Consider the following 26,829-nt stretch of genomic DNA (forward strand, 5'->3'; position numbering starts at 1 on the left):
AAATCCCCTAGCCCGCCTTGGAGACTGTGCGGCGCGAAGGCTGCGCGTCGTCCGGGAAATGCGCATTGCCGATGGTCGGCGCGGGCCCTCGGCTTCTGCGGGTGATGCCCGCTTCCATGAGGCCGTTGCGCAGCACGAAGGTGCGCCCTTCCGTGGGATGGTCCACCTGCTCCAAGAGGCCCCGGCTGCGCACGTGGTCGCTGGCCACCGCCTCGTCTGGCGTCAGCACCGGCATGACCGGCAGCGACAGCGCGATCATGCGGGCGCCGATCTCGTCCCGGTCGTGGGCGAGGCAGTATTCCGAGAGGACGGCGCGGAACAGCTCAGCGCGAGGGCCGTGGCTCGACAGACGGGCGGCGGGGTCCTCGTCGGCGAACGCGAGATCGGTCCGGCCGATGGCCTCGCAGAAGCGCCGCCAGATCTTTGCCTCCAGCAGGCACACAGCGACCCGCTTGCCGTCCCGCGTCGGATAGGTGGTGTAGCGCGGGTTGCCGCCCCACACTTCCATGGCCGGCGTGCCGGTTCCCCCCGCGAGGCGCCCCAGCGCGCTGGCGAGGCCGATATTCCCCATGCCGAACATGGCATCGAACATGGCGACGTCGAGATAGGCGCCGGCGCCGTCCCGGTCCCGGTTGCGCAGCGCGCCGAGAATGCCGATGACCGCCATGGTGGCGGCGGCATAGTCGCCCGCCTGGAAGGCCGGCGCCGGCGCGTCGGAGAGCGAAAGCAGGCCCGTGGCGGCCTGAATGGCAAGGTCGTGGCCGGCGATGGGCGCCAGCGTGCCGCTTTGGCCGAAGCCCGTGATGCTGCAATAGATCAGGCGAGGATTGAGCGCCTTCGCGCGATCCCAGTGCACGTCCAGCTTCTCCGCGCCGCCCCGGCCGAAGCTCTCCACAAGCACATCGGCGTCGGCGATCAGCCGGTGTGCCTCCGTGCGGTGATCCGGCTTCGACAGATCGAGGGCGAGCGATTGCTTGCCGCCATTTACGGAGCAGAAATAGACGCTTTCTCTGTTGTAAAGCGGTGCGTTGTGGCGGCTCGGATCGCCATCCGGACGCTCCACCTTGATCACCTCGGCTCCGAGGTCGCCCAGCATCTGGGTGCACCAGGGACCGGGCAGGAGGCGGCTGAAATCAGCCACCTTGATGCCGGCCAGCGGCAGCTTTTCGGACCCCATCGTCACGACCCCACGAAGTTCGGGCGGCGCTTCTCCAGGAAGGCCGTGATGCCCTCCTGCTTGTCGCGCGTGCCGTAGACAGTGGTGACGAGGAAGGTCTCGAACTCGATGGCCGAGGCGAGGTCCATCTGCATGCCGCGATGCACGGCGCGCTTCACGAAGGCAAGGCTGAGCGGTGCGCGGGTGGCGTAGAGGGCAGCCATCTCCCTGGCCGCGTCCAGCGCGCCTCCCGGTTGTGTCATGCGATTGATCAGCCCCATGCGCAGCGCTTCGGCAGCGCTGATGGGCTCGGCGGCGAACAGCATCTCGAAGGCGTTCGCCATGCCCACGATCCGCGGCAGGCGCTGCGTGCCGCCGGCACCGGCCACCGTCCCAATGCGGGCGCTGGTGATGGCGAAGGTGGAGCCTTCGCCCGCGACCCGCAGGTCCGCCGCGAGTGCAAGCTCCAGCCCGCCCGTCATGCAGAAGCCCTCGATGGCGGCAATCACGGGTTTGGAGGAATTCTCCAGGGCGGAATTGAGGGCATGCCACTGGTTGAAATAGCGGGTGCCGTCGGTGGCGGTCTTCACCTTCACCGCTTCCGTCAGGTCCGCGCCGGCCGAGAAATATTCCCGCCCGCCATAGAGGATGATGACGCGGCTTTCCGCATCGTCCTCGGCGGCGGTAACGGCAGCGATGATCTCCGCCATCATCTTCAGGCTGACGGCGTTGCGGCGCTCCGGCCGGTTGAGGTGCAGCACCAACGCCGGCCCCTGGCGCTCGACGCGGATGGTCTCGTAGTCACTCATCTCGTCACCCGGTTGTGAAAGTCTGTCAGCAGCGCGTCGATGGCCTCGGGCGCCTCGTACTGCACCCAGTGCCCGGCATCCGGCACGACGTGGATTTCCGCGTCCGGCCGCGCCTGCACGATGCGCTCGGCCCGCGCCTCTATCGAGGGGACCGGAAGATGGTCCTGCGCCCCCCAGATGACCTGGAGCGGGCTGAAGAGCCCGGACAGGTCGCCGACGATCCGGTCCTGTAGGCTGATCTTGCGGCTGTCGAACCGCAGGCGAGCGATGTTGGCGCTCTGGAGATCCACCACGGGATCGGCCGGCGCCGGCGTGCGCGAGAGCATGAACTGGCCGAGATTGTGGGCGACCGCCGCGCGGTGCCCATCCGGATCCTCGGCAGCAGACGGCACCGGGACCAGTTCCACCTTCCGCCCCACCGGCACGCCAAAGCCGCCCGGCCCGAGCAGCGACATGGCGTTCACGCGGTCACCGATGCGCCGCGCGACGGCGGCGGAGATCACCGCGCCGTAGCTGAAGCCGACGAGTCCGAAGCTGCCCTCCCCCTCCATGACGCGCAACAGGTCGGCGGCGACGCCGTCGAGATAGGCTTCGGGCTCCCTGGCGGGTGGAGCCGGGGCATCGCCATAGCCTGGAAGGTCCACGACGGTGAGCGCGAAGGCCCGGGACAGGCCATCGATGTTGGCGAGCCAATGGGTCCATGAGCCGACGCCGCCATGCACGAGCACCAGCGGCGCGCCAGCCCCGAAGCGGCGCACGGCGAGCGCGCCGACGATGACCGGCGCCGGGCTGGAGGGAGTGCGCAACGGCGCGTTCATGCGGCGTCAGCCTCCAGCGACCGGCCAAGATAGGATTCGATCACCGCGGGATGCTGCACCACGTCCGCGGGCGTGCCCTCGAACAGCTTCTGGCCGAAATTCAGCACCACGACGCGCTTCGAGAGCGCCATGATGACCTCCACCAGATGCTCGATCATCACGATGGTCACGCCCGAGGCGTGGATGCGCTGAAGCACCACCATGAGGTCGTCGACCTCCCCGCGCGTGACCCCGCCCATCACCTCGTCGAGAAGCAGCAGGCGCGGCTCCGTCGCCAGGGCGCGGGCGAGTTCGAGCTTCTTCTTCTCGCCCAGCGTCAGCGCACCGGCATGCATGTTGCGCTTGTGGGTGAGGCCGGTCAGCTCCATCGGCAACTGCGCCGCCTTGCGGGCCTTGGACAGGTTGTTGGTGCGCGAACCGGAGAACAGCGCCCCGGTCATCACGTTGTCCTCGACCGACATCTCGGAGAATGGCCGCACCACCTGGAAGGTGCGCCCCACGCCCCGGTGGGAGATCTTGTAGGGGGCAAGCCCGACGAGGGACTTGCCCTCGAACAGCACGTCGCCGGAACTGGGCCGCATGTAGCCGGTGACGAGGTTCATCACCGTCGTCTTGCCGGCGCCGTTGGGGCCGATCACACCGACGAACTCGCCCTGCGCCACGCTCATGGAGAGGTCCCCGACTGCCTTCAGGCCGCCGAAGGATTTCGAGAGATTGCGGACCTCAAGCATGGTTCGCCTCCGCGGCGCGGGCGGACTTGCCGCCGATGAACGCGTCGCGGACCTCCGCCGACTGGCGCAACTCCGTGGTGTCGCCGGCATGGACGATTCGGCCCGCCGCCATCACGTAGCCGCGCGTCGCGACGCTGAGCGCGGCGTGGGTGTTCTGCTCCACGAGAAGAATGCTGATGCTGGTGGCGGCGATGGTACGGATCGCCTCGAACACCATCTGCACGATCTTCGGTGCGAGCCCGAGCGAGGGCTCGTCCAGCAGCAGCAGGCGGGGATTGGACATGAGTGCCCGGCCGAGCGCCAGCATCTGCTGCTCGCCGCCTGACATGAGGCCCGAGCTCTGGACGCGCCGCTCGGCGAGGCGCGGGAACAGGGTGTAGACCTCCTCCAGCTTCCCCTTCCGCCCGGCGCGGGCATTCACGTTGAAGGAGCCGAGAATGAGGTTCTCCTCGACCGTCAGGTTGGGAAACACCTTGCGGCCCTCGGGCGAGAGCGCGATGCCCGCCTTCACCCGCTCGTGGGAGGGCATGGCGAGCAGGTCCATGCCGTCGTAGCGGACCCGCCCGGCACTCGCTTCCACGAGGCCCGACAGGACGCCCATGGTGGTGGTCTTTCCCGCGCCGTTGGCGCCGAGCAGGCAGATCACCTCGCCTCTGTGCAGCTCGAAATCGAGCCCCTGGAGGACGGCGGATTCGCCGTAGCCCGCATGCAGGCCATTCACCGAGAGAAGGGCGCTCACGGCTTTGCCTCCTTCATGGAGCTGACCGGCAGGGCCGGGGTGGGCTCCGGCTTGGGCCGCCCGTCGCGGCCGCGTATCAGCCCCTCGATGCCCTTGGGCAGGAACAGGATGCAGACGATCAGCACCAGGCCGAAGGTGAGCTGGCTGATGCCCTCCATGCTGCCGAACCAGATGCGCGTCGCCTCCGAGAGCGCGATGATGGCGACCGAGCCGATCACCGGGCCCGCCAGCGTATGGATGCCGCCGAGGATGGGGGCGATCTGCGCGAGGATGGTGTTGTGCAGCGTGAAGGCCACCTCCGGATCGAGATAACCGCCGTACCAGGCATTGATGGCGCCCGCGGCGGACGCCATGGCGCCGGAGATGGCGACGATGATCAGGCGCTGGCGGCGCGGGGCGATGCCGAGCATCTGCGCCGCCGCCTCGTTGTCGCGCATTGCGCGCGAGGCGAACTGGAGCTTCGAGCACGAGATCAGGATCGCCACCCCGACGCTCGCCACCGCCGCCAGTGCGCCGAAAAGGTAGAGCGCGTGCTGGCTGGGCCGCAATTCCTGCTTCAGGAACAGCCCGACCGCCCCACCCGTCACCTCCGGCACCATGAGCGCGGAAATGCGTAGCCCCTCGGACAGGGCAAGGGTGCAGATGGCGAAGAAGATGCCCTTCAGCGAGCCCGTGACCAAGGCCAGGAGCGCCCCCATGGCCGCGCCCACGACGAGGGAGACGGCGACCGTGGTGAACACCGAGCCGCTCAAGGCATTGGCGGCCAGGATCGCGGTATAGCTGCCCACGCCCCAGAAGGCGGAATGGCCGAGCGAGACCAGCCCCGCATTCGCCATGAGGTTCCAGCTCGTCGCCAGCATGATGAGCATCGAGATGCGGAACAGCCAGTTGTTGATCTGCGGCGCATCCCAGAAGGTGGAGGCGATCAGCAGGGCGGCTGAGAGGAGGCCAAGGCCGATGGTGATGTGTGCGTGGCGCGTCATGGTTCAGTCCGCCACCGCTTGTCCGATGATGCCGCGCGGGCGCAGCACCAGGACGAGGAAGAGAGTTGCGAATGCCACCGCCTCGGCCCAGCCCGTGCCGTTCGGCACGTAATAGCTGACGGCAGTCTCGGCGAAGGCGAGGAGGAACGCGCCGATGACCGCGCCGACGATGCTGCCCAGACCGCCCAGCACGATGATGGCGAAGCCCTTCACTAGGATGTGGAAGCCCATGAAGGGCGAGATCGATCCGAGGAAGCTCATGATGACGCCGGTGGCGACGCCGAGCGACACACTGAGGCCAAAGGCGAGCGCGTACATCTGGGACACGTTGATGCCCATCAGCACCGCTGCCTCGCGCTGCTCGGCGAGCGCGCGGGTGGCGCGGCCGAACTCCGTGCGCTTCAGCCAGACGAACAGGATCAGCACGAGCGTGAGCGCCACGCCGAAGCCGATCAGCCGCCCACCCGGCACGATCACCTCGCCGAGCTCGAACGAGGAATAGGCATAGGGGGGCACCACCGAGCGCTCGTCGGCCTTCCAGGCGATGAGGGCGGCGTTCTGGAGCACGAGGCCGATGCCGAAGGTGAGGAGGATCTGGTTGACGTGCGGCTCCTTGAGGACGCGCGCGATGGAAATGCGGAACAGGCCCATCCCGAGCAGGCAGCCGGCGACCATGAGGAACGGCATGGCGACCAGAGGGTCGATGCCGGAGAGCACGAACACGGTGTAGGCGCCGTAGGCTCCGAGCATGACACCCTCGCCGTGGGCGAAGTTGATCACCCGCGTCACCCCGAAGCTCAGGGCGAGGCCGATCACCATCAGGGTGTAGATGCCGCCCAAAAGCAGCGCGTCCACGATCAGTTGGGGCAGAAAGTCCATGTGGATCTCATCCCGAAGCGGCTCGGGCATCGCCCGAGCCGGAGGCTGGCCTCAGTACTTCACGGCGTGGATCTTGCCGGTCTCGGGACCCGGCGGGTACAGCATCAGGTCCTTGCCGTCGTGGCGCTGGAACACGACCATGTTGGTGAAGGCCTGCTGCTTGGTGCCGCTCGGCGTGGCGACGAATTTGGCGGTGCCGAGGAGCGTGTTCGGAATATCCATCTTGCGCAGCTCGGCCGCGACCTTGTCCTTGTCGTCGCCGCCTGCCTTGTCGATGGCGAGGAACAGCAGCATGGCGGTCACGTAGCAGCCGGCATCCTCGAAGTCCGGCTGCTGGCCGTACTTCTTCACGAACGCGGCCTCCCATTCGTCGCTCGGCGGGAACAGCTTGGGATATTCCGTATTGCCGGGGCGGTGCAGACCGGGGAGATAGGTGGTCACGCCGACCCAGCCTTCCTGCGCCGGGCCCACCGCCTTCTGCCATTCATCGAGCTGGGTCGCGGCGGTGCCCACCAGATACGGCACGGGCAGCTTGCGGGTGTAGATCTGCTTGGCGAGCGTGACCGCGTCCGTGGTCTGGACCAAGCCGAGCAGCACATCCGGCTTCAGGCGGGCAATCTTGGTGAGCAGCGGATTCATGTCCGCCGCGTTGGTCCGCACGATCTCCTCGGCGACGATCTCGAAGCCGGCGTCGGTAAGGTATTTCTTGGCGTAGGGCTGGTGGGTGCGGCCGTAATTGTCATCGGTATAGACGATGGCCACCTTCTGGCCGGGCGGCAGCTGGCTCTTGAGCGCTGCGGCCACGCTCTCGTGGTAGTTATAGGCATACGGGAAGGTGTGGAAGAATTCCGGTTCCTGGCCGATCTCCTCCTCGAGCTTGGTGCTCGAGGAGCCGGGCACGAGCCAGATGGGCTTGCCCTGGCGCCAAGCCGGGATCGCGGCCGCCACCGTGGGGCTGCCGATCGGCCCGATGATGTAGTTGACCTTCTCTTTACTGATCAGTTCGTTGAACACCGAGATGGTCGCCTGGGATTCCGACTGGATATCCCGGACCAGCAGATCGATCTTCTTGCCGGCAACCTTGCCGCCATACACCTCGGCCGCGAGCTCGACACCGCGCCGTCCGGAAGCGCCGTAGGCGACGAACCGGCCGCTCAGCTCCATGGGAACGCCGATCTTGATGCTCTCCTGCGCGAAGGCAGGCGCCGTGGCGAGCGCACCCGCGAAGGCTAGGCACGACAGGATTCCGAGTGAGGAAAGTCGATGCATGCTTTTCTCCCTAAGGGCCGATCTTGAGTTGATCGTCGGCATTACGACGGATATATCAGTTTGGAACCTGATCCGTCTAGTGGAATCCGGGCCGAAGGAAACAGGGAGACGCAGATGCCCTACGAGGACGTTCTCTACGAGGCGGAGGGCGGGATCGCCCGCATCACGATCAACCGCGAGGACGTGCGGAACGCGGTGCGGCCGAGGACCTACGAGGAGCTGACCGACGCCATGGCGCGGGCTGCCGACGACCCGGAAGTGGGCGTCGTCGTGCTCTCCGGCGCGGGCGACAAGGCGTTCTGCTCCGGCGGCGATATCCGTGACCAGTCGAAACGCGTGCCGCCCGTGGGCCGCAAGCACATGCGCCGCCTGTTCAACCTCTCCAGCGTGATGCGCATGATGGACAAGCCGGTGATCGCCAAGGTGCGCGGCTTCTGCGTCGGCGGCGGGAACGAGATCAATCTGTTCTGCGACATGACGGTGGCGAGCACGGACGCGAAGTTCGGCCAGACCGGCCCGCGCGTCGGCTCCATTCCGATCTGGGGCGCGTGCCAGCTCCTCACCCGCTTTGTGGGCGAGCGCAAGGCGCGCGAGATGGTGTTTACCTGCCGCCTCTACAGCGCCGCCGAGGCGCTCGACATGGGCCTCATCAACCAGGTGGTGCCCGCGGAGGAGCTCGACGCCACGGTGGACGCCCTGTGCTCGGACATCCTCGACAAGAGCCCGCAAAGCATTCGGATCGCCAAGATAGCGCTCAATTCCGGCTCCGACCGCGACTTCTATTCCGCCTTCTTCCCCAGCGCGGAACTGCTCGCCTCGATCTATGGCAACGAGGAGAATATGGAAGGCATCAACGCCTTCCTGGAAAAGCGTAAGCCGGATTTCCGGCGCTTCCGGAGGCCGGTCTGATGAGCGTTCGGGGACGTTTCGAGGGCCGCGTCGCGCTGGTCACCGGCGGCGCGCGGGGCATCGGCTTTGCGGCCGCCCAGCGCATCGCGTCCGAAGGCGGAAGGCTGGCGCTTGCGGACATCGACGGCGCGGCGGCCGCCGAGGCGGCGACCACCCTGCCGGGCGCCATCGGCATCGCCTGCAACATTACCCGCGAGGACGATGTGCAGGCCATGGTGGCGCACGCCGAAAGCGAGCTCGGCCCCGTCGACATCTTCGTCAACAGCGCGGCGGTGCTCGACGACAAGCTGTTCCTGGAATCGAGCCCGGCCGACTGGGAGCGCATGATGAGCGTGTGCCTGCACGGGCCCATGCTCGGCCTGCGCACCGTGCTGCCGGGCATGGTCGATCGCGGCTACGGGCGGGTGGTGTGCCTTGCCTCCGATTCCGCGCGCATCGGGCAGGCGCGCCTGTCCTATTATGCCGCCGCCAAGGCTGGCGTGATCGCCCTGATGAAGTCGGTGGCGCAGGAGGTGGGGCGCAGCGGGGTCACCCTCAACGTGGTCTCGCCCGGCGCCACAAACACGCCGCTGCGGATCAACCGGGAGGAGAGCATGCGGGCACAGATGGGCGAGGAGAAGTATGCCCGGCGCGTCCAGAGCGTGCTGAAGCTCTATCCGACGGGCCGCATCGGCGAACCCGAGGACATCGCTGCCGCCATCGCCTTCCTGTGCAGCGACGAGGCGTCCTGGGTCACCGGCCAGGTGCTCAGCGTCAATGGCGGGTTCGTGATGCCCTGAGGGGCGAATGAGACAACGTTTCGGGATCGACTGACATGGACTTCAAGCTCAGCGAAGAACAGGAGCTCCTGCGCGAGGCGGTGCGCCGCATGGTTCGCACGGAGATCGAGCCGCGCCTGATGGCAAACGATCCCGACCGGCCGCTGCCCAAGGCGGTGATGCTGGAGATCTATGCCGCGCTCGCCCACATAGGCCTCACCGCGCCGCGCCTGCCGGCCTCCGTGGGCGGCGGGGAGATGCGGATGCTCGATTACGGCATCGCCTTCGAGCAATTGCCGCCCGTCATCGCCATCTCGCTCATTTCCCACGAATGCACCATCGCGCGCATCCACGCGGAGGGAGGGGCCGAGCATGCGAGGAACCTGCTTCCCGACCTTATCGCCGGCCGCAAGATCTGCTGCACGGGATCAACCGAGCCCAATACCGGATCTGATCCGCGCGGCATCGCCACGCGCCTCACGGACCTTGGCGAGGAATGCAGCGTTACCGGCTCCAAGATGTGGATCACCAACGGAACCATCAGCGACGTGATGATCGCCACGTGCGCCACCGGCCGGGCCGAGCACGGCGCGGCGGTGATGCAGCGCGTGCTGCTGGAGCGGAGCAAGTCGCCCTATCAGGCCCGCGAAATCCCTGTGCTTGGCTTCCGGCAGGGCCATCTCTCCGAGATCGTCCTCGACGATTGCCGGGTACCGAAGGAGAATGTGCTGGGCACGGGCGGCGATGCTGCACGGATCCTCCAGAGCACCTGGGTCGGCAACCGGCCCTTACTCGGCCTCTCCGCCGTCCACATGGCCCAGTGCGCCCTGGATATCGCCGTGAAATATGCCGGCGTGCGCCGCCAGTTCGGCGAGGCGATCGGCCAGAAACAGCTTGTGCAGGGCCGGTTGGCGGACATTGCAACCGCGGTGACAACCAGTCGCCTCCTCTGCTATCACGCCTTGTCGTTAATCGATGATGGCGCGCGCGCGGACGGGACCTCGGCCATGGCCAAGAGGTATGCGACGACAGCGTGCGCGGATGCGATCTCCCTGGCGATGCAGGTGCACGGCGCCATGGGAATTGCGGAGGAGACAGGGTTGGAGCGGCTCTATCGGGATGTGCGCATGCTGCCGATCCCCGACGGAACCAACGAAATCCTGACCCTTATCCTCGGACGGGAGCTGACGGGACTGAACGCCCTGCGCCCGGAGACGCGCCAGCCGGCGCGCCAGGCGGCGGAATGACTGGTGATGCGTGCTTAATGAAAGCGCTGTGGCGAAGGTGATGTCATGATCCGAGCGGTTGAACGGGCTCTCGCCATCTTCGATGCCTTCGATACCCATCACCAGAGCCTGTCTCTCCAGGAGATCGGCGAGCGTATCGCCATGCCGAAGGCGACGACGTTCCGGCTCGTCAACACGCTTCAGAATGGCGGGTTCCTGGTACGCCTCGAGAACCAGCGCTACTGCCTTTCATTGAAGATCCTGCGTCTCGCGGGCCTCGTGAAAAGCACGCTGGGCATTCGCGAGGCGGCGCGCCCGACCATGGCCGAGGTGTGCCGGAAGACCGGAGAGACCATCACGCTGAACATCCGCTCCGGCATCGAGCGGATCTGCATCGACGTGGTGGACACCCCCTCCCCGCTGATGACCATCGTGCGGCCCGGCGAGCATGTGAGCCTGCTTTACGGCGCCACGGCGCGCCTGCTCCTGGCCTATGCCGGCGATGCGGAGATCGACGCCATCATCGCCGCCACGCCGGGGGCCGACAAGGTCGATGTCCCAGCACTGAAGGCCGCGCTCGCCGAGATCCGGAAGCAGGGCTACGCCTGCACTTCGGGCCAACGCATTCCGGGCGTCACGGCCATTTCCGTGCCGATCTTCGATATCAATGACGAGGTGCACTACTCCATCTCCGTGACCGGCCCGAGCATCCGCATGGATTCTCGGCTGAAGGAGTTCAAGAAGATCATGGTCGATGCCGGCGCTTCGATCTCGGAGATGATGGGGACATCACGGACCAGCAAGGCGCCATCCGCACCGGATCTGTTCGCCGGCTTGGACGAGCCGCCCCCGCGGCCCGCCCGGAAGGGCACCCGCCCGGCATCCGACGCCCCGGCTGTAAAACCGGTTGTGCAGGGCGGCGCCAAGGCCGCCGGCGGGAAGCCCCGAAAGGCCCTCGCCAAAAGTGGTGCGTAGGCGGCCACGCTCCCTGTGTGCAGCCAGCCTCGGCGATGCCGGCGTCATCGCCCATGTGGATGGATGTTACGCCGATATCACTGCGGGCCGTGACGGGCGCTTCGGGCAAACGGGCGGGGCGCCTGACCCGAGCGCGGGCCGGCGGAGCTGCGCTGGATAAGGGCGCCGGGAATGAGCTGCGTTGTCGCCTTCTTCGGCGTCGCGCCGGCATCAAGGCCCAGCATCTCCACGACCGAGTCCGCCATCTCCTCCCACGGATGCCGCACCGTGGTCAGCGAATATGTGGGCCATGCGGCCAGCGGCACGTCGTTGAAGCCGACCACCGAGATGTCGTGCGGAATGGATAGGCCCTTGGCGCGGAAGGCATCCATGCCGCCGATCGCCATGATGTCGCTGGCGAAGAACACCCCGTCGGGGACGTTGCCGGAGCGCATCAGCCGCAGCGCCGCCTCGTAGCCGGCCTCGTAGCTGTATTCCCCCGCCTGTTCGATGACGCAGGAGGAGATGCCGTACTGCGCAAGCTCCGAGATAAAGCCCTGCTGGCGGTCGAGGCTCGTGCTGGCGTCCGGCTGGCCGGAGACGAAAGCGAGGCGCTCGTGCCCGAGTTCCACGAGGTAGCGGGCCATCTGCCGACCGCCCTCGACGTTGTCGCAGGAGACCGCGCTGATCTCGATGCCCGGCACGTAGCGGTTCAGCAGCACCACGGGCGTCTCGCGCTTGGCGCAGATGCGCACCATGTCGGATGAGACGGCGGCGGAGGTGATGACGATGCCGTCCACCTGGTATTGCAGCAGCGTCGGCAGGATGGCGTCGAGCCCGCCCGCCTGGGAGGAAGAGAATAGGAGGGTCTGCTTGCCGCTGGCCTGAAGGCGCTCGGTGAGGATGCGCAGCAGCGTCGTGTAGAACGGGTCCACCAGATTGCCGATGACGATGGCGACAATGTCGGTGCGCCGGGTAATGAGGCTGCGGGCGATGACATTCGGCTGATAGCCGAGTTCCAGCGCCGCACTCGCCACGCGCTTCTTCATGTTCTCGGAAATGCTCGCGGAGGGCGAGAAGGCCCGCGAGATGGTGGACTGGGAGACGCCGAGGCGCCGCGCCACGTCCTCGGCCGTGATCCGACCCGATCCTCGCCGTCCCGGCTTGCTGACCTTCATGCTCTCCGAACCATCGCCCTGTCCCGCCGGCCATCCTCACGGTTCACCTTCCACAAAGCAAGTGAGGCAAATCCGCATGCACAAAATAGGTTCAATTGCCTTTGCATACGCATGCATAATGAGCTTGTGGGGATATTGCAGTGCGCTTAACTATGGATATGGCGCTCTTACGCTGAAAGGCGAGCGCGAGCCGGGGCCATTTTCCGGAGGAGTGTGCGTTTGATGGTCCAGGCCAACGATTTCAGGCAAGCCATGCGCCGCCTCGCGGCGGGCGTCTCGATCATAACCACGTGGGAACACGGCGTTCCGCACGGCTTCGTCGCCACCGCCGTAAGCTCGGTGGCGGCCGAACCTAACCCCACGCTCCTCATCTGCGTGAACCGCAGCGCGCACAGCCATGATGTGATCCACCGCACTAGCATCTTCTGCGTGAACGTTCTGAGCGACGCGGACGTGGAGACGGCCCACAGGTTCTCATCCCCGCATCTGCGCGAGAGCCGCTTCGCGGAGCAGGCATGGGCCACGCTCGCCACCGGCGCGCCGGCGCTTGCGAGCGCGCTTGCAAGTTTCGACTGCAAGGTGATGGCGGCCATGGCGGTGCATTCCCACACCGTCTTCATCGGCGAGGTGCAGCACATCTCCGTACGCGAGAGCGAGACCGCACCGCTGCTCTATTTCAACGGCCGCTACGAGGCCCTGCCCGCCGCCCGGTGAGACCCCCGGCGGCGGGCGTAGATCCGCGCCTCAGCTTGCGAGGTTTTCCCGCAGCGTGCGCCCCTCATAGGCGGTGCGGTAGCGGCCCCGGCGCTGCAGTTCCGGCACCAGCTGGGTCACCAGATTGTAGGGCACCGCGCGCGGACTCGCCTGCGAAATGGAGATCATGAAGCCGCCGCGGCTGCCCGTGCCCTCGAACATCTCTTCCATCCTGTCGGCCACCTGTGTGGCCGTGCCCGCCATGGTGACGGCATAGCCGGTGGCATGCCGCAGGCCGTGCTCGAAGAAGTCGTCCAGGCTAATCTCCGTGTCCTGCCCGTATTCCTTGGCGAGAAGGCCGACAAAGCCTACCGGCGAGGCATTGGCCGCGGTGATGCGCGCCTGCAGTTCCGCCAGGGTGAAGCGCTGCGGCAGGGTCGACATGTCGAAGCCGGTATTGTGGGAGAGCCACACGCCCACCGCCTCGCGGGATACGCCCTCGATCAGCCGCTCGCGCAGCGCCTGCGCCTCGGCCTCCGTGTCCGCCACGATGGCGCGCATGGACCAGAGGATGCCCACCTCCTCGGGATCCCGCCCTTCCGCGCGCAGGGCGGCGTCGAGGTCGTTGCGCTGCTGCTGCATGAGGGGCACGGACTTGGTGAGGCCGAACACGTGGTCGGCCACATGGGCGGCCGCGCGGGTGCCGCGCGGCGAGCCGCCCGCCTGGATCACCACCGGGTGGCGCTGGGGCGAGGGGAGCACGCTGAGCGGCCCCTTCACCTTGAAGAACTGGCCGTTGTGGTTGATGGGGCGCACCTTTGCGGGGTCCGCCACATGGCCGGTGGCGCGGTCCCAAACGAAGGCGTCGGGATCCAGGCTGTCCCAGAGGGCGCGGCAGACATCCACGAATTCCTCCAGCCGGTCGTAGCGGGAATTGTGGTCCACCAGCTCGTCATAGCCGTAGTTCGCATAATCGGACCGGCGCTGCGAGGTCACCACGTTGAAGGCCATGCGGCCATTGGTGACGTGGTCGAGGGAATTGAGCAGCCGGGCCGTATAGAAGGGATGCATGAAGGTGGAGGCGTAGGTGAGCCCGAAGCCCACATGGCTGGTGACGCGGGACATGAGGGTGATCCACGGGCTCATGTCCAGCCGGGGCCACGCCACACCGTAGCGCACCGCATCCTCGATCCCGCCTTCCCAGGTATCCGGAATGCCTGTGCCATCGCCGAAGAAGATCATGTCCAGCCCGCCCCGCTCGGCAAGGCGGGCCATGTCCTCGAACAGGCCAATAGACGGATAATCGGGGCCGACCCAGGAGCCCGGCTGGCGCCACTGGGTCTCCACCTGGGTCCAGGACATGTCGAATGCCAAGTGGATCTTCTTCATAGTCTGGCCTTCTTGTGATCGAAAACGAGGCAATTGCCGATTTATACGAACGCGTTTGGGTCACATGGTGCAATGTCGATGCCAAAATGGAGATGCATGCGTATGCAGATCGGACTCGAGCGCACCGGCGAGCCCTGAAACATCCTGCGAATCCGAAATGAGCCAGCAACAGGACGAGCGCTTCTCACGCCGCTCCATTAGCGCCATTCAGCTAAATCCGCCGGTGATCCATAGGGAAATCCCAGGTTGTGGAACGAGCCAGACCACTCCATTCGGCCGCGATCTGCCCATTTTTTAGAATGCATGCGCATGCAATTTGCTCTTGCTGGTGCGCCAAACCCCTATACGGTTTGCCAGTCGCGCCACTTTCGCAATGAAAGATCCGGAGCCGGATGATTTACGATCAATTCGTTCAGACTCTACTCGGCGGACTGGCGATAGGCTGCATCTATAGCCTTATCGCACTTGGGATTTCTATGATCGTCCGCGCCACGGACATCCTGCATTTCGCCCAGGGCGAGGTCATGATGGTGGGCGCGCTGGCCGGCTTCTCCGTGGGTGTCTGGGCCGGCAACGCGCCCATCCTGGCGCTCGTGGGTGGCACCCTGGGCGGCGGGCTCATGGCGGTCGCGGTGGAGCTCGGCGTGTACCGCCCGCTGCGCGCCCGCCGCGTCCCGCTCATCAACGTGGTCATCGCCACCATCGGCGTCTCCATCGTGCTCCAGAACGTGGCGCGCCTCGTCTGGGGCTCGGAGCCCCTCGCCTACCCGCAGCTCTTCCATTCGCGGGGCATCACCATCGCCGGCTTCACCGTTTCGCCCCAGCTCGCCAGCATCGTGGTCCTGAGCGTGCTGATCATGGCCGCGCTGGCGCTGTTCTTCCGCTACAGCCGCGCCGGCATCGCCATGCAGGCAGCCGCGCAGGACCCGGACGCCGCACGCCTCATGGGCATCAGCGTGGAGCGCGCCACCGTCAACACCTTCGCGGTCTCGGGCATGATGGCAGGGGCCGCCGGCGTGCTGCTGGGCTCGCTGTTCTTCGCCTCCTTCAACATGGGCTTCACCACCGGCATCAAGGCCTTCGTCGCCGCCGTGCTGGGCGGGCTCGGCAGCGTGCCGGGCGCCATGGTGGGCGGGCTCCTGTTCGGCGTCATCGAGACCTTCTCCGCCATGTTCATCTCCACCTCCTACAAGGATGCGGTGGGCATGGTGGTGCTCATCCTCATCCTGCTGGTGGCGCCCATGGGGCTGTTCGGCCGCCTTGGCCGGCAGGTCTGAGGGCGCGGACATGAAGATGAACCCGGCCCTCCCGCGCCTCATCGCCGCCCTCCTCCTCGCGGGCGTGCCGCTGGTGGAGCACAATGCCTATTGGCTCCACGTGTTCAGCCTCGCGCTCATCGCCGCCATCCTGGCGCTGGGCATGCAGCTCCTCTTGGGCATGGCTGGCCTGCTCTCCCTCGGCCAAGGCGCGTTCTATGGCATCGGCGCCTATGTGGCCGGCTCGCTGGCGGGAAACTATGGCGTTCCCTTCCTGCTCACCTTGCTCCTGGGCGGGCTCGCCGCCGCCGCATCGAGCCTTCTGCTCGTGCCCATCGTGCGCCTCAAAGGCACCAGCCTTGCGGTGGCGACTTTGGGCTTCAGCATCATCGTCCACCTCGTGATCCTGAACGAGGAGTGGCTGACCGGCGGCAGCCTGGGGCTCATGGACATCCCCCAGCCCGCCATCTTCGGCTTCTCCGTGGCCGGCGACCGCACCTTCTACTGGGTCTGCCTCGTCATCCTCGTGCTGGTCTTCATCGCCATGGACCGCATCTCGAAGTCCCGCTTCGGCCGCGCGCTCTCGGCCATCTCGCAGGATGAGGAGGCGGCGCGCGCCAACGGCATCCGGCTCGCATGGGCCAAGAGCAAGTGCTTCCTGGTGGCTGCGTTCACCGCAGGCGTCGCGGGCGGGCTGTTCGCCTACCACTCGCGCTATCTCAGCCCCAGCGACTTCACCTTCAACGAATCCATCGAGATCATGATCATGGCCGTGATCGGCGGCCTTGGCAGCCTCTCCGGCGCGGTGGTGGGCGCGTTCGTGGTGGTGCTCATGCCGGAAGTTCTGCGCTCCTCCGGCGAGCTGCGCATGATCCTGTTCGGCCTCGCCGTCATCATCCTCATGGGCGCCGGCAATCTTGGCATAGTCGGCCTGTTCTCCCTCGCCTGCTCAAAGGTCGCCGGCCTCTTCACCTCGGCCCGCACCCGAGCCTCCAAGCCGAGGGAGGCGAACTGATGGGCGCGCTGCTCGAAACCCATGGCGTCTCCCGCCGCTTCGGCGGCCTCCTGGCGGTGGACAGCGTAGACATCGAGGTGGTCGAGGGCGAGGTGCACGGCCTCATCGGCCCCAACGGTGCCGGCAAGACCACCATGCTGAACCTGCTTTCGGGCCACCTCCCCGTCAGCACCGGGCGCATCGCCTTCGAGGGCGCGGACATCACGCGGCTGCCCGCCGAGCGCCGTGCCGCGGCAGGCATCCGGCGCACCTTCCAGAACCTCAAGCTGTTCCGCGAGATGAGCGCGCTGGAAAACGTGATGGTGGGCCTCCACGCCTCCTCCCGCGCCGAGATCATCCACGCGCTTCTGCGCACGCCCTTCCAGAAGCGCGAGGAAGCCGAGATCGCGGAGAAGGCGCGCGCGGCGCTCGCCTTCGTCGGCCTCGCCCACCTTGCCGACCAGCCGGCCGGCAGCCTGCCCTACGGCCACCAGCGGCTTTTGGAGATCGCCCGCGCCTTCGTGGCGAAGCCCCGCCTCCTGCTGCTGGACGAGCCGGCGGCGGGCCTCAATGGCGGGGAGAGCCGGCATCTCGTGGACTTCATCCAGCGCATCCGCGCGGCCGGCACCACTATCGTGCTCATCGAGCATCACATGGACGTGGTGATGCCCACCTGCGACCGCATCACCGTGCTGAATTACGGCAAGCTGCTGGCCCGTGGCACGCCTGCGGAGATCCGCGCGGATAGCGCCGTCATCGGCGCCTATCTCGGCAAGGGTGCGCTTGCGGCCGCCGCCGCCATCCGGAACGCGGAGGCCGCCCATGCTCCGCATTAGCAGCCTTGCGGTGAGCTATGGCCCGGTGGCGGCGCTGCGCGGCATCGACCTTACCGTGGAGGCGGGCGAGACCGTCGCCCTCGTGGGCTCCAACGGTGCCGGCAAGTCCACCACCTTGAAGGCCATATCCGGCCTCGTGCAGCCCGCCGGCGGCACCATCGAGTTCCTGGGCGAGACCATCAACGGGCTGAAGCCCGAGGCCATCGTGGAACGCGGCATCGTCCATGTGCCGGAAGGTCGGCGCATCTTCCCCCGCCTCAGCGTCGAGCAGAATCTCGATGTGGGCGCCTATTCCCCCCGTGCGGCCACCCGCCAGCGCCGCATCCGCAGCGACGTCTACGCACTCTTCCCCCGCCTCCACGAGCGGCGGCGGCAGATGGGCGGCTCGCTCTCCGGCGGCGAGCAGCAGATGCTGGCCTTCGGCCGGGCCATGATGGCGCAGCCGACCTTGCTTCTGCTGGACGAACCCTCGCTCGGCCTCGCCCCGATCATCGTCGAGGAGGTGATCCGCGCCATCGCCCATTTCCGGGCCGAGGGCGTGACGATCCTGCTCGTGGAACAGAATGCCGAGCTGGCCCTGACCCTGTCTTCGCGCGGGTACGTGCTCGAAACCGGCCAGGTCGCCCTCACCGACGACAGCCAGCGGCTGATCGCGCACCCCAAAGTCTGGGCGAGCTATCTCGGCGAAAAGGAACTTGAGGAAACGTAGGGCGAAACCCGCCAACGAGGACCTGCAACAATCAACACCTTCTGGAGTGAACCCATGGCTCAGTTGAACAGAACGTTGCGGTCCCTGCTTCTCGCAGGGCTTCTTGCCTCCGGCGCCGCCCAGGCGACGCTGGCCGACACCATCAAGATCGGCGTGTTCGGCCCGCTCACGGGCGATGCCGCCGCCATGGGGCAGAGCGAGAAGGAATCCATCGACCTCGCCGTGAAGGACAAGAACGCTGCCGGCGGCCTTCTCGGAAAGCAGATCGAGGTCATCTATGCGGACGACAGCGGCAAGCCGGAAGAGGCGGTGAATTCCGCCAAGCGCCTCATCTCCAAGGACGATGTGCTGATGATGATCGGCTCCATCTCCAGCCCCGCGAGCCTTGCGGCGTCCCAGGTGGCGCGCCAGATGGAGGTGCCGCAGATCGTCGTCGCCGGCACCGCGCAGAAGATCACCACCTCGGGCAACAAATGGGTGTTCCGCTCGCCCGTGCCGGACACCAAGCTGGTGGCGGACCTTGCCGATTTCATCCACGAGAAGTTCCCGAAATATAAGAAGTTCGCCTTCCTCTATGTGAATGACGATTTCGGCCGCGGCGGCTTCGAGGCCTTCAAGAAGGCCGGCGAGAAGTACGGCTACGAGATCGTCGCCGAGGAGCGCTACACCCGCGGCGACATCGACTTCACGGCCCAGCTCAACCGCATCAAGGCGAGTGGCGCGGATGCCATGATCGAATGGTCGCGCTACACCGAGGGCGCGCTGGTGGCGAAGCAGTTCGCCCAGGTCGGCCTCACCCTGCCCCGCTTCGCCTCGGACGGCGTGGCGACGCCGAAGTTCATCGAGCTGGGCGGCGGCGCCGTGGACGGGGTGATGTTCACCACCCATTTCAGCCCGGCCACCGTCACGGACATCCCCGCCGCCAAGACCTTCATCGACAAGTACAAGGCCGCCTACGGGCGCACGCCGGACGCTTACGCGGCGGAGGCCTATGACGCCATCACCATCGCGCTGCTCGCCATCGAGAAGGCCGGCAAGGCGGACCGCGCGGCGGTGCGCGACGCCCTCGCCAAGGTGGAGTTCGGCTCGACCCGCGGCGCCTTCAAGTTCGACGAGAAGGGCGACCCGCTGCTGGTGACCCATGTGGTGAAGATCGAGGCGGGCAAGGAGACCAACGCCCGCAACATCCCGGTCCAGAACTGAGCCCTGTCGGCCCCGGCCGTTTTCGGCCGGGGCCTCTGCCAAAACAGCGTGGGGAACCGCCATGATCGAGATCAGCCGCGTCACCTCCGGCAATCCCAAGCCGCTCGCCAATTATACTGAGGCCTCGGTTGCCGACGGCATCGTCTTTCCGGCCGGCCAGCTCGCCAGCGACTTCAAGACAGGCGTTCCGGCCGAGGCGAAGAAGAACCCGGCGTTTCCCTATTACGGGTCCGACATCAAGCTCCAGACCCGCTACATCATGGAGAATTTGAAACGCACCTTCGAGGCGGCCGGCGCTTCGCTGAAGGACGTGGTCAAGGCGCAGGTCTTCTTGACCGACCTCAATGATTTCGCCGGGTTCGACGAGGTGTGGAAAGAGTATTTCGAGGTGCCCCCGCCCCGCACCACGGTGGGCACCACAGGGCTCCTCATCAAGGACACCCTGGTCGAGATCGACCTCATCGGCCATACGCCGGAGCTGGGCGCCCACAAGGTCGTCACATCCGCAAATCCCAAGCCGCTCGCCAATTATTCTGAGGCGGTCGAGACCGGCGGCCTCCTCTTCCTCGCCGGCCAGCTCGCCAGCGACTTCAAGACCGGGGTCGCGCCCGAGGCGCGCCGCGACCCGGCCTTCCCCTTCTACGGGTCCGACATCAAGCTCCAGACCCGTTACATCATGGAGAACCTGAAGCGCACCCTGGCCGCCGCCGACGCCTCCCTGGAACAGGTCGTGAAGGCGCAGGTCTTCCTCACGGATCTCACTTATTTCGCCGCCTTCGACGAAGTGTGGAAGGAGTATTTCAAGGTCCCCCCGCCGCGCACCACGGTGGGCACCTCCGGCCTCCTCATCAAGGACACGCTGGTCGAGATCGACCTTATCGCCTATGTGCCGAAGGATGGGATGGCGCACGAGGTGATCACCTCCGAAAACGCCAAGCCCATCGCCAATTATTCCGAGGCCATCGCCATCGGCCCCTTCATCTTCGCCGCCGGCCAGCTCGCCAGCGACTTCAAGACGGGGGTTCCGGCCGAGGCCCGCAAGCACCCGGCCTTCCCCTATTACGGCTCCGACATCAAGCTCCAGACCCGCTACATCATGGAGAACCTGAAACGCACCTTCGAGGCCGCGGGCGCCTCGCTGGAGCAGGTGGTCAAGGCCCAGGTCTTCCTCACCGACCTCAACGACTTCGCCGCCTTCGACGAGGTGTGGAGGGAGTATTTCAAAATCCCGCCACCTCGCACCACGATCGGCACGTCGGGGCTGCTCATCAAGGACACCCTGATCGAGATCGACCTGATCGGAGTGCGGTGAAAGGCATTCGCCGCACTCCGGATAGCGATTGAAAGCGGCTGCGTCGCGAGCCGCTCCCGCATTCAAATCAGCGCTTGTCGATTTCCGGCAAATCAAACGTGCGCCAATCCGGGACTTCCGACACATCCGGAAACTCAACGCCGAACGGCCGGGTGGCATCTATGCCCACCGTCGATGAGTAGCCGCCGTCCGTATAGGGATCGAGCGGCGCCGTAGCCGTGCGGTCGATGATGAAGACGTCCTCACTCGGCTTCACGCGGAACGACATGGCCCACTCGACTTCTGTGGATTTGCGGATATCGATGTCCGGATCGACCACCACGACCCATTTGGGGTGGAGGTTCGACGCCATGGTCGCCAGGATGGCCATGCGCGCCTCGCCCTCGTAGCGCGGTGTCATGGCGATCACGACATACGTCTGCACACCGCCCGAACTGGTGATGGCGATATCGGAGATGCTCGGATACTGCGCCTGAAGCTGCCGCAGGATGGAGGCTTCGAACGGAATCTGTTTCAGGACGTGATTTTCAGTGATCGGCTTGCCCGTCAGCAGGCCCTGGAAGATCGCGTTCCGGCGGTGCGTGATGGCCGTCACCTTGGCGGTGGGCTTGGGGGAAGCGGGGGTATAGTAGCCGGTATACTCGCCAAGCGGCCCTTCCACCCGCTGGTCGTCGGAATCGACGACGAATTCGATGATGAACTCCGCGTGCGCCGGCACCTTGAGCGAGCTGCTCACCGCCTTCACGAGTTCCACCGGCGCACCGCGCAGCCCGCCCGCCACGAACCAGTCGTTCGTCGCATCACCACCCTGGACCTGACAGGAAAACATCGTCATGGGATCGACGCCGATGACGATCGCACCGTGCAGCGGCACGCCGCGTTGGATGGCCTTGGCGATGTTCTTCCCGAAGCGATGATTGGACGCCGAGAACAGCCCCATCACGTTCGAGTCGTGAAGCTGAAAGCGATAATTGCCGATGTCGGGGACGTTCGTATCGGGATCCTCGGACACGACGATGCCGGCGGTGATGTAGGGCCCTCCGTCCTTCGGACTGTAGATCGGCACAGGGAGCTTGGTGAGGTCGATATCGTCGCCCGTCAGAACCACTTCCTGACACGGTGCCGGGCCTGCAAAATCGACAGGGCCGATCGGATTGTCGATGGCCTTCGTGACCCGCGCATGGATGCTTTCTTCGGTCGCTTCAAAGGCGATCAGCGCCCGCTTGCGGTTGCCGTAAAGACCCCCAACAAGCGGGAAATCGGTGCCGGTCTGCTTGAACATGAGGGCCGGGCCGTCGACGGAACTGGTCTTCGCGAGGGCCTTCGCAACGTCATACTTGAGAGCAACGGGCCTCTCTATATCGACGAGTTCGCCGGATTGCCTTAAAGCCGTCAGGAAGGCGCGCAGGTCTTGGTAGGGCATGGTCCGTCCGTCCTCGTGTCACGCGGGTCCGGTGTTTAATGCGCAGCTTTTCCAACAAGGTAAAGACACAGGATGCCGTTTCGGCGATCCGTGTCGGCGTGTCCGTGGGTCTGCCGCTCTGCGCGCTCTACGCGGCCGGTCGTCTCGACATTGCCGCTTACGCGGCGTTCGGTTCGCTGACATCCCTCTACGGTCACAGCGAGAGTGCGCAACGCAGGGTCGAAACGCAGATGGTGGTCGCCGCGGGGATTGTGGCGACGATCGCCGCCGCCGCCATCTATTCGGCGGCTCAAGGGCCCGTATGGTTGCTCGGCATCATGCTCGCAGGCGTGGTGGCCGGTGCAGGCACCCTCGGCGCGGTGATGGGATGGGTGCCGCGCGGCGAGATCTTCTTTATCCTTGTTCTGCTGGTCATCGCCGGCGTCCCGCTGAAACCGGAACATGTGCCGCTCGCCATTGCCACCGGCGCGGGCGGAGCGGGATTTGCAGTGCTTCTGACCCTGCTGGGCCCAAAGGGCGCGCTGCGCGTGCGACCGATGATCCGCCGCGTGCGGGCACGGGCCATGATCGGCTCCGCCACGCTGGACGTGACGCAGCATCTGATCGTCATCGTCGCTGCGGTGGCTGGCGTGCTGTGTGCCTGGCTCCTTGCCCTTGCCTTGCACATCGGCCATCCGTTCTGGTCGCCAATCACCGTCGCGGCTCTCATGCCGGCTCTCACGTCCGCCGATATCACGCGCCGCACGGTCCAACTGATGCTCGGCACGATCACCGGCGTGTGCTTCGCCGCCCTGTTGTTTTCAGCAGAGCCGGGCGTGTTTGCGCTCATCGTGCTGATCGCGCTCTGCCAGGCTGTCGCGGAACTCTTTGTCGCCCGCAATTACGCGATTGCGCTTATCTTCATCTCGCCCCTGGCGATTGGAATGAGCAATCTCGGCCGCAATCTTCCCTGGGATCCCCTGCTGGCGGAGCGGCTGGTGGAAGCGGGGCTCGGCAGCGCCGTGGCCCTCGTCACCATTGTGATCGGCCGTGCAGTCCTCGCCAAGGCCGCACCACTCGCGCGCATGGACAGTGCATCATAGAGCGCCCTGCGGCGTCACACCGACCAGCCGGTCTACGTCCATCTGCGCGATGATCCTGTCCCTGCCACAGCATGCGAGGGGGAGCCTTTGCGTCACAGAATAGAATCGTGTTTCGAGCGATCGGCATGCCAGAAGTCAGAAATATTTAGAGCAGGATCAAAATAATTTGACCTTCCCGGAACTTGGTTCGCCGGCTGATATTTTCGGAAAGAAAAGGGCCGCGGGGGAGGCTGTCCCCACTTGCCTTGTGCGTGCCATTTGATCAGTATCTCACCAACTTAAGGGAGGCTTATGATGGCTGGTGGGCATTCATTGAAGCATGAGATTTTCATCTCCGCTGACGCCTCGAAGGTGAGAACGGCACTCAGCACCTCCGAAGGTTTGCGGGGATGGAATACGCCGCACGTGTCCGGCAAAGGTGAGCTTGGGACCGAATGGGCTCTCAAATATACTGACAGGCCTGAATTCTTGTGGCGCGTCGATCTGGATAATCCGGAAGAAATACTCTGGACCTGCACCAAGGGACCGGGAGACGCTGTCGGGACCACCGCCAAATTCACGATCACCTCCCTGGATGACGGCCGAACCCGCGTTCGCGTGGCGCATGGGGGCTGGCCTCACGACGAAGTGAATTTCGTCAAGTGCAACACGATCTGGGGCGCTCTGATGGATCATCTGCGCGAGTACGTCGAAACCGGCGTGTCGGAACCCGCCTTTTCGTGAACGCGATCTAGGATTTTCCATCATGGCGTCTCAGCAATCGCTTCCCGACTTCGTGCAGGCCATGGATGCGGCTGGTTTTCTCGTCCGCATCACCGATGAGATCCGCGTCGACCAGATTCCGAAAACCATCGAGGCGAATCCCACCAAGGCCGTCTTCATCGAGAAGGTGAAGGACTGCGAGTTCTCGGTTCTTGCCAATGCCTATTCGAACCAGGACATGTACGCATGGGCCATGGAATGCGATAAAACGCAGACTGGCCGATTGATGGTTGAAAGAGCCAAGTCGCGCGCCAAGTGGGAGCTTGTGGATACGGCCCCCTGCAAGGATGTGATCCTCAAGGGCGATGATGTCGACCTGACCCGCCTGCCGCTGTTTCTGCACCATGACCGCGACGGCCACGCTTATACCAACGACAACCTCTTCATCAGCAAGCATCCGGAGACAGGTGTCTACGACTGGGGCATCTACCGCTCCATGTTCCGTTCGAAGAACGAGAAGTCGGTGGACATGACCTGCACGTCGCATCGCCAGCGTATCCACGCCATGGCGGCCGCGGCGAAGGGTCAGAATCTCGAGGTTGCCATGGTGATCGGCGGCCCGACCGTGGACAAGATTTCCGCCCTGGTCGGCGTGCCGGGCGACACCGACGATTTCGAGGTACTCGGCGGCTTTTATGGCGCGCCGGCGAAGATGGTGAAGTGCGAGACCATTGACGTGATGGTCCCCGCCAATGCCGAACTCGTTCTCGAGTGCGAGCTCATGGCCACGGAAGGCCTCACCTTCGACGAGGGCCCCTACGGCGAGTTCACCGGCATGTACGGTGGCGGGATGAAGCACAATTATCGCCTGAAGGTTAAGGCGATGACGTATCGCAAGAATCCCATCTACCAGCACTGCACCATCGGCGGCATGCACCCCTGGTACACCGACAACATGCTGCAACTGCCCGCGATCGAGGCGGACCTTTACGGCGCGCTTCGGCTTGCAGGCATCGATGTCGTGGAAGTGCGCAGCCCCGCCGGGGGGCTCTCGAACATCGCCTACGCCAAGATCAGGCCGCTGGGTGCGGGCGATGCCAAGCAGGCTCTTGGGCTCATGCTGACCTGCTCCAAGCAGGGCCTGCCGAAAGTGGCCATGGTGTTCAATGATGACGTGGACATCTGGGACGATCAGGCCGTCCTCGCGGCCATGGCGTTCCGCTACATGCCCGATCGCGACACCATCATGATCAAAGACTGCAACACCATGACGGTGGACCCGAAGTGCGCCGAGCCCGGTGTCTGCTCGAAGATCGGCATGGACTGCACCAAGCCCATGGGCGGCAGCTGGAATCCCGATGAATTCATCAAGAGCGCGGTAACCGACCTCGGCGACCCGCCCGAGAACGTCACCCCGATGACCGAAGCCGAAATCGCCAAGGACATGGAAGCCTTCATCGGCGCCGAGCCGCGCGCCTGGCTCGATATCCTCAAGCGTTATCACGGCCAATCCTACCCGCTGATCTACGGGGCGTTCGGCAGCCTGCGCCACAAGCTTGGCCGCATGAATGACGCGCCGTGGTATCGCTACACGCTCTCCGACCGCCCATTCGCCTTCGAAGCGAAGCCGGCGGCACTCTCGAACTTCGATCCTCGTCATGTGGGCGCAACACCCGCATGATGAAGGCTAGGATTTGAAGTAGACGCTTGCGCATGCTGGGTAGAAATCACGGCGCCACGCTTGTCTGAGAGGAGCAGCACGCTCCTCTCAGAACGGCTCATGTCCGCCTGGCTTCAGCCGTTCGGGGGCACGTCACTCCGAAGTTTCTGAGATCATCTTCAGGTGATCGCAGATGCCCTTGATCAGATGCCGGTCTGCACTGGCAAGGACCATCAGCCTCGATCCCGAAGTAACGGATGGCGCTTTCAAGCTTGGTGTGGCCGAGCGGAAGCTGACACGCCTAGATTTCCGGTCTGTTTGCAGATCAAGGAAACCTTGCTCCTCCACAAACTATGCGTGCCGCAATCCACTGGATGGAGGCCAATGAGGCTTACCCATTCATCCGCCAATCGGCCATATTGCCTGGCGGAGTGTCTTCCCCGGTGACTTCGGCTCAGCCAAGGCCAGCCGCCCCCCTCCCCCCTTCTATGGCAAACCAGCTGCTCAGAGCCTCTTTAGTCGGCCCCGCAAGCTTGAGCGGTACCGGTCGACGCGTTTCTACGGATGACCGCTGATCCAAACCGGCATTCTCGGCCTGCGCCGCCGGCAAAGCCACATCCGGCGCCTCCGGCTCATTCAGGAGCCGGCCCCCCGGACCTGAATTCCGCATTCTGGAAGGCGGCCTGGAGGCACCCAATGCCGTGGCCGGGGGTGCACCGCAATTTTTCCTTTGAACGGGGGTTGACGAACTCAGCTTAGGCCGTCATAACGCCGCTCCTCGCTTCGAACAAACGTTCGGACGCGGCGCCACTCCACCGGGTCCTTGATCTGTGAAGATCGAGAATTTACTTGGTGAGTGTGGTCGAGCGGGCTCCCCGCTCAGGTCAAGAACCAGTCGAGTTGCTATCTCTCGAAGATAAGCTTGGCGGTTCCTCTGTCCCACATCGCAAGCTGATCCACTCTCTTCGTGAAGTGGTGAACGCGCAGGCTGACTCTCAGCCGTGAGCGGTGTGTCGCTTTTTGACAATTGAAGAGAAGAAAGAGAAACGTGGACGGCGGAGTCCTTGCGGGTTGCTTGAGCTTTCGGGTTTAAGCAGCCGAGTATGACTTCGGCGGTCTTACGTAACTCCGGAACGGACATTATCACGTGAGTGATGTGTT

Annotated in this window: 25 protein-coding genes; 14 read left to right on the forward strand and 11 right to left on the reverse strand. The window is 65.2% G+C overall.

Annotation, left to right across the window (positions count from 1 at the left end; translation table 11 throughout):
* Positions 1–7 precede the first annotated feature (7 nt).
* The 8 genes from ABLE91_RS27550 to ABLE91_RS27585 are packed head-to-tail and all read right to left on the reverse strand — an operon-like array spanning position 8 to position 7,384.
* A complete protein-coding gene (locus ABLE91_RS27550; RefSeq protein ID WP_348935752.1) occupies positions 8–1,177 on the reverse strand; it encodes a CaiB/BaiF CoA transferase family protein in 1,170 nt (389 codons plus the stop codon).
* A 2-nt stretch (positions 1,178–1,179) separates the two neighbouring features.
* Positions 1,180–1,965 carry an enoyl-CoA hydratase/isomerase family protein gene (locus ABLE91_RS27555; protein ID WP_348935753.1) on the reverse strand — a complete coding sequence of 262 codons (786 nt, stop codon included), beginning with the start codon at positions 1,963–1,965 and terminating at the stop codon, positions 1,180–1,182.
* Positions 1,962–2,783 carry an alpha/beta fold hydrolase gene (locus tag ABLE91_RS27560; protein ID WP_348935754.1) on the reverse strand — a complete coding sequence of 274 codons (822 nt, stop codon included), beginning with the start codon at positions 2,781–2,783 and terminating at the stop codon, positions 1,962–1,964. The genes ABLE91_RS27555 and ABLE91_RS27560 overlap by 4 nt, the downstream gene beginning before the upstream one ends.
* Positions 2,780–3,514, reverse strand: coding sequence for an ABC transporter ATP-binding protein (locus tag ABLE91_RS27565; RefSeq protein WP_348935755.1), 735 nt, complete (start codon positions 3,512–3,514; stop codon positions 2,780–2,782). Before ABLE91_RS27565 ends, ABLE91_RS27560 begins: the two co-directional genes overlap by 4 nt.
* Entirely contained in the window at positions 3,507–4,253 is a 747-nt protein-coding gene (locus ABLE91_RS27570; protein ID WP_348935756.1) for an ABC transporter ATP-binding protein, read from the reverse strand. Before ABLE91_RS27570 ends, ABLE91_RS27565 begins: the two co-directional genes overlap by 8 nt.
* Positions 4,250–5,236, reverse strand: a complete 987-nt coding sequence (locus ABLE91_RS27575) for a branched-chain amino acid ABC transporter permease (protein ID WP_348935757.1) — start codon at positions 5,234–5,236, stop codon at positions 4,250–4,252. The genes ABLE91_RS27570 and ABLE91_RS27575 overlap by 4 nt, the downstream gene beginning before the upstream one ends.
* Before the next feature lie 3 nt (positions 5,237–5,239).
* A complete protein-coding gene (locus ABLE91_RS27580; protein ID WP_348935758.1) occupies positions 5,240–6,115 on the reverse strand; it encodes a branched-chain amino acid ABC transporter permease in 876 nt (291 codons plus the stop codon).
* Between the two features lie 51 nt (positions 6,116–6,166).
* The gene (locus ABLE91_RS27585) at positions 6,167–7,384 is read right to left on the reverse strand and encodes an ABC transporter substrate-binding protein (protein ID WP_348935759.1); all 1,218 of its coding nucleotides are present in this window, start codon (positions 7,382–7,384) and stop codon (positions 6,167–6,169) included.
* A 114-nt stretch (positions 7,385–7,498) separates the two neighbouring features.
* On the opposite strand from ABLE91_RS27585, the gene ABLE91_RS27590 reads away from it, so the two are divergent.
* Genes ABLE91_RS27590 through ABLE91_RS27605 form a run of 4 tightly spaced genes read left to right on the forward strand, consistent with a single transcriptional unit; the run spans position 7,499 to position 11,252 of the window.
* Positions 7,499–8,293, forward strand: coding sequence for an enoyl-CoA hydratase-related protein (locus tag ABLE91_RS27590; protein WP_348935761.1), 795 nt, complete (start codon positions 7,499–7,501; stop codon positions 8,291–8,293).
* Complete coding sequence (locus ABLE91_RS27595; RefSeq protein WP_348935762.1) at positions 8,293–9,072, forward strand: SDR family NAD(P)-dependent oxidoreductase; 780 nt, start codon at positions 8,293–8,295, stop codon at positions 9,070–9,072. The genes ABLE91_RS27590 and ABLE91_RS27595 overlap by 1 nt, the downstream gene beginning before the upstream one ends.
* Positions 9,073–9,107: 35 nt before the next feature.
* Positions 9,108–10,298: an acyl-CoA dehydrogenase family protein gene (locus ABLE91_RS27600; protein WP_348935763.1), complete on the forward strand. Its 1,191-nt coding sequence runs from the start codon at positions 9,108–9,110 to the stop codon at positions 10,296–10,298.
* 45 nt (positions 10,299–10,343) lie between these two features.
* Positions 10,344–11,252, forward strand: a complete 909-nt coding sequence (locus ABLE91_RS27605) for an IclR family transcriptional regulator (RefSeq protein ID WP_348935764.1) — start codon at positions 10,344–10,346, stop codon at positions 11,250–11,252.
* 77 nt (positions 11,253–11,329) lie between these two features.
* Here ABLE91_RS27605 and ABLE91_RS27610 read toward each other — a convergent pair whose 3' ends face one another.
* Positions 11,330–12,409, reverse strand: coding sequence for a LacI family DNA-binding transcriptional regulator (locus tag ABLE91_RS27610; RefSeq protein WP_348935765.1), 1,080 nt, complete (start codon positions 12,407–12,409; stop codon positions 11,330–11,332).
* A gap of 222 nt (positions 12,410–12,631) precedes the next feature.
* On the opposite strand from ABLE91_RS27610, the gene ABLE91_RS27615 reads away from it, so the two are divergent.
* Positions 12,632–13,123, forward strand: coding sequence for a flavin reductase family protein (locus ABLE91_RS27615; RefSeq protein WP_348935766.1), 492 nt, complete (start codon positions 12,632–12,634; stop codon positions 13,121–13,123).
* Between the two features lie 30 nt (positions 13,124–13,153).
* Here the strand turns inward: ABLE91_RS27615 and ABLE91_RS27620 are convergent, their stop codons facing one another.
* Complete coding sequence (locus ABLE91_RS27620; RefSeq protein ID WP_348935767.1) at positions 13,154–14,491, reverse strand: NtaA/DmoA family FMN-dependent monooxygenase; 1,338 nt, start codon at positions 14,489–14,491, stop codon at positions 13,154–13,156.
* Positions 14,492–14,883: 392 nt separating this feature from the next.
* Between ABLE91_RS27620 and ABLE91_RS27625 the strand changes: the two genes are divergently transcribed.
* The 6 genes from ABLE91_RS27625 (at position 14,884) to ABLE91_RS27650 (ending at position 20,801) form a co-directional block, all read left to right on the forward strand.
* On the forward strand, positions 14,884–15,768 hold the full coding sequence (locus ABLE91_RS27625; RefSeq protein WP_348935768.1) for a branched-chain amino acid ABC transporter permease: 885 nt from the start codon (positions 14,884–14,886) through the stop codon (positions 15,766–15,768).
* A 16-nt stretch (positions 15,769–15,784) separates the two neighbouring features.
* Positions 15,785–16,762 carry a branched-chain amino acid ABC transporter permease gene (locus tag ABLE91_RS27630; protein WP_348935769.1) on the forward strand — a complete coding sequence of 326 codons (978 nt, stop codon included), beginning with the start codon at positions 15,785–15,787 and terminating at the stop codon, positions 16,760–16,762.
* Positions 16,762–17,577, forward strand: a complete 816-nt coding sequence (locus tag ABLE91_RS27635; protein WP_348935770.1) for an ABC transporter ATP-binding protein — start codon at positions 16,762–16,764, stop codon at positions 17,575–17,577. The genes ABLE91_RS27630 and ABLE91_RS27635 overlap by 1 nt, the downstream gene beginning before the upstream one ends.
* Positions 17,564–18,286 carry an ABC transporter ATP-binding protein gene (locus ABLE91_RS27640; RefSeq protein WP_348935771.1) on the forward strand — a complete coding sequence of 241 codons (723 nt, stop codon included), beginning with the start codon at positions 17,564–17,566 and terminating at the stop codon, positions 18,284–18,286. Before ABLE91_RS27635 ends, ABLE91_RS27640 begins: the two co-directional genes overlap by 14 nt.
* Before the next feature lie 54 nt (positions 18,287–18,340).
* Positions 18,341–19,489 carry an ABC transporter substrate-binding protein gene (locus ABLE91_RS27645; RefSeq protein WP_348935772.1) on the forward strand — a complete coding sequence of 383 codons (1,149 nt, stop codon included), beginning with the start codon at positions 18,341–18,343 and terminating at the stop codon, positions 19,487–19,489.
* A 61-nt stretch (positions 19,490–19,550) separates the two neighbouring features.
* Positions 19,551–20,801 carry a RidA family protein gene (locus ABLE91_RS27650; RefSeq protein ID WP_348935773.1) on the forward strand — a complete coding sequence of 417 codons (1,251 nt, stop codon included), beginning with the start codon at positions 19,551–19,553 and terminating at the stop codon, positions 20,799–20,801.
* A gap of 67 nt (positions 20,802–20,868) precedes the next feature.
* Here the strand turns inward: ABLE91_RS27650 and ABLE91_RS27655 are convergent, their stop codons facing one another.
* Positions 20,869–22,224, reverse strand: a complete 1,356-nt coding sequence (locus ABLE91_RS27655; RefSeq protein WP_348935774.1) for a UbiD family decarboxylase — start codon at positions 22,222–22,224, stop codon at positions 20,869–20,871.
* Between the two features lie 38 nt (positions 22,225–22,262).
* Here ABLE91_RS27655 and ABLE91_RS27660 point away from each other — a divergent pair, with 38 nt between their 5' ends.
* From ABLE91_RS27660 to ABLE91_RS27670, 3 genes are all read left to right on the forward strand, one after another.
* Positions 22,263–23,306, forward strand: a complete 1,044-nt coding sequence (locus ABLE91_RS27660) for an FUSC family protein (protein ID WP_348935775.1) — start codon at positions 22,263–22,265, stop codon at positions 23,304–23,306.
* A gap of 294 nt (positions 23,307–23,600) precedes the next feature.
* Positions 23,601–24,029 (forward strand): SRPBCC family protein, encoded by a 429-nt coding sequence (locus ABLE91_RS27665; protein ID WP_348935776.1) that lies wholly within the window; start codon positions 23,601–23,603, stop codon positions 24,027–24,029.
* Between the two features lie 22 nt (positions 24,030–24,051).
* Positions 24,052–25,689, forward strand: coding sequence for a UbiD family decarboxylase domain-containing protein (locus tag ABLE91_RS27670; protein ID WP_348935777.1), 1,638 nt, complete (start codon positions 24,052–24,054; stop codon positions 25,687–25,689).
* Positions 25,690–26,829 lie beyond the last annotated feature (1,140 nt).

Source organism: Aquabacter albus (assembly GCF_040049275.1).
Lineage (GTDB): Bacteria > Pseudomonadota > Alphaproteobacteria > Rhizobiales > Xanthobacteraceae > Aquabacter.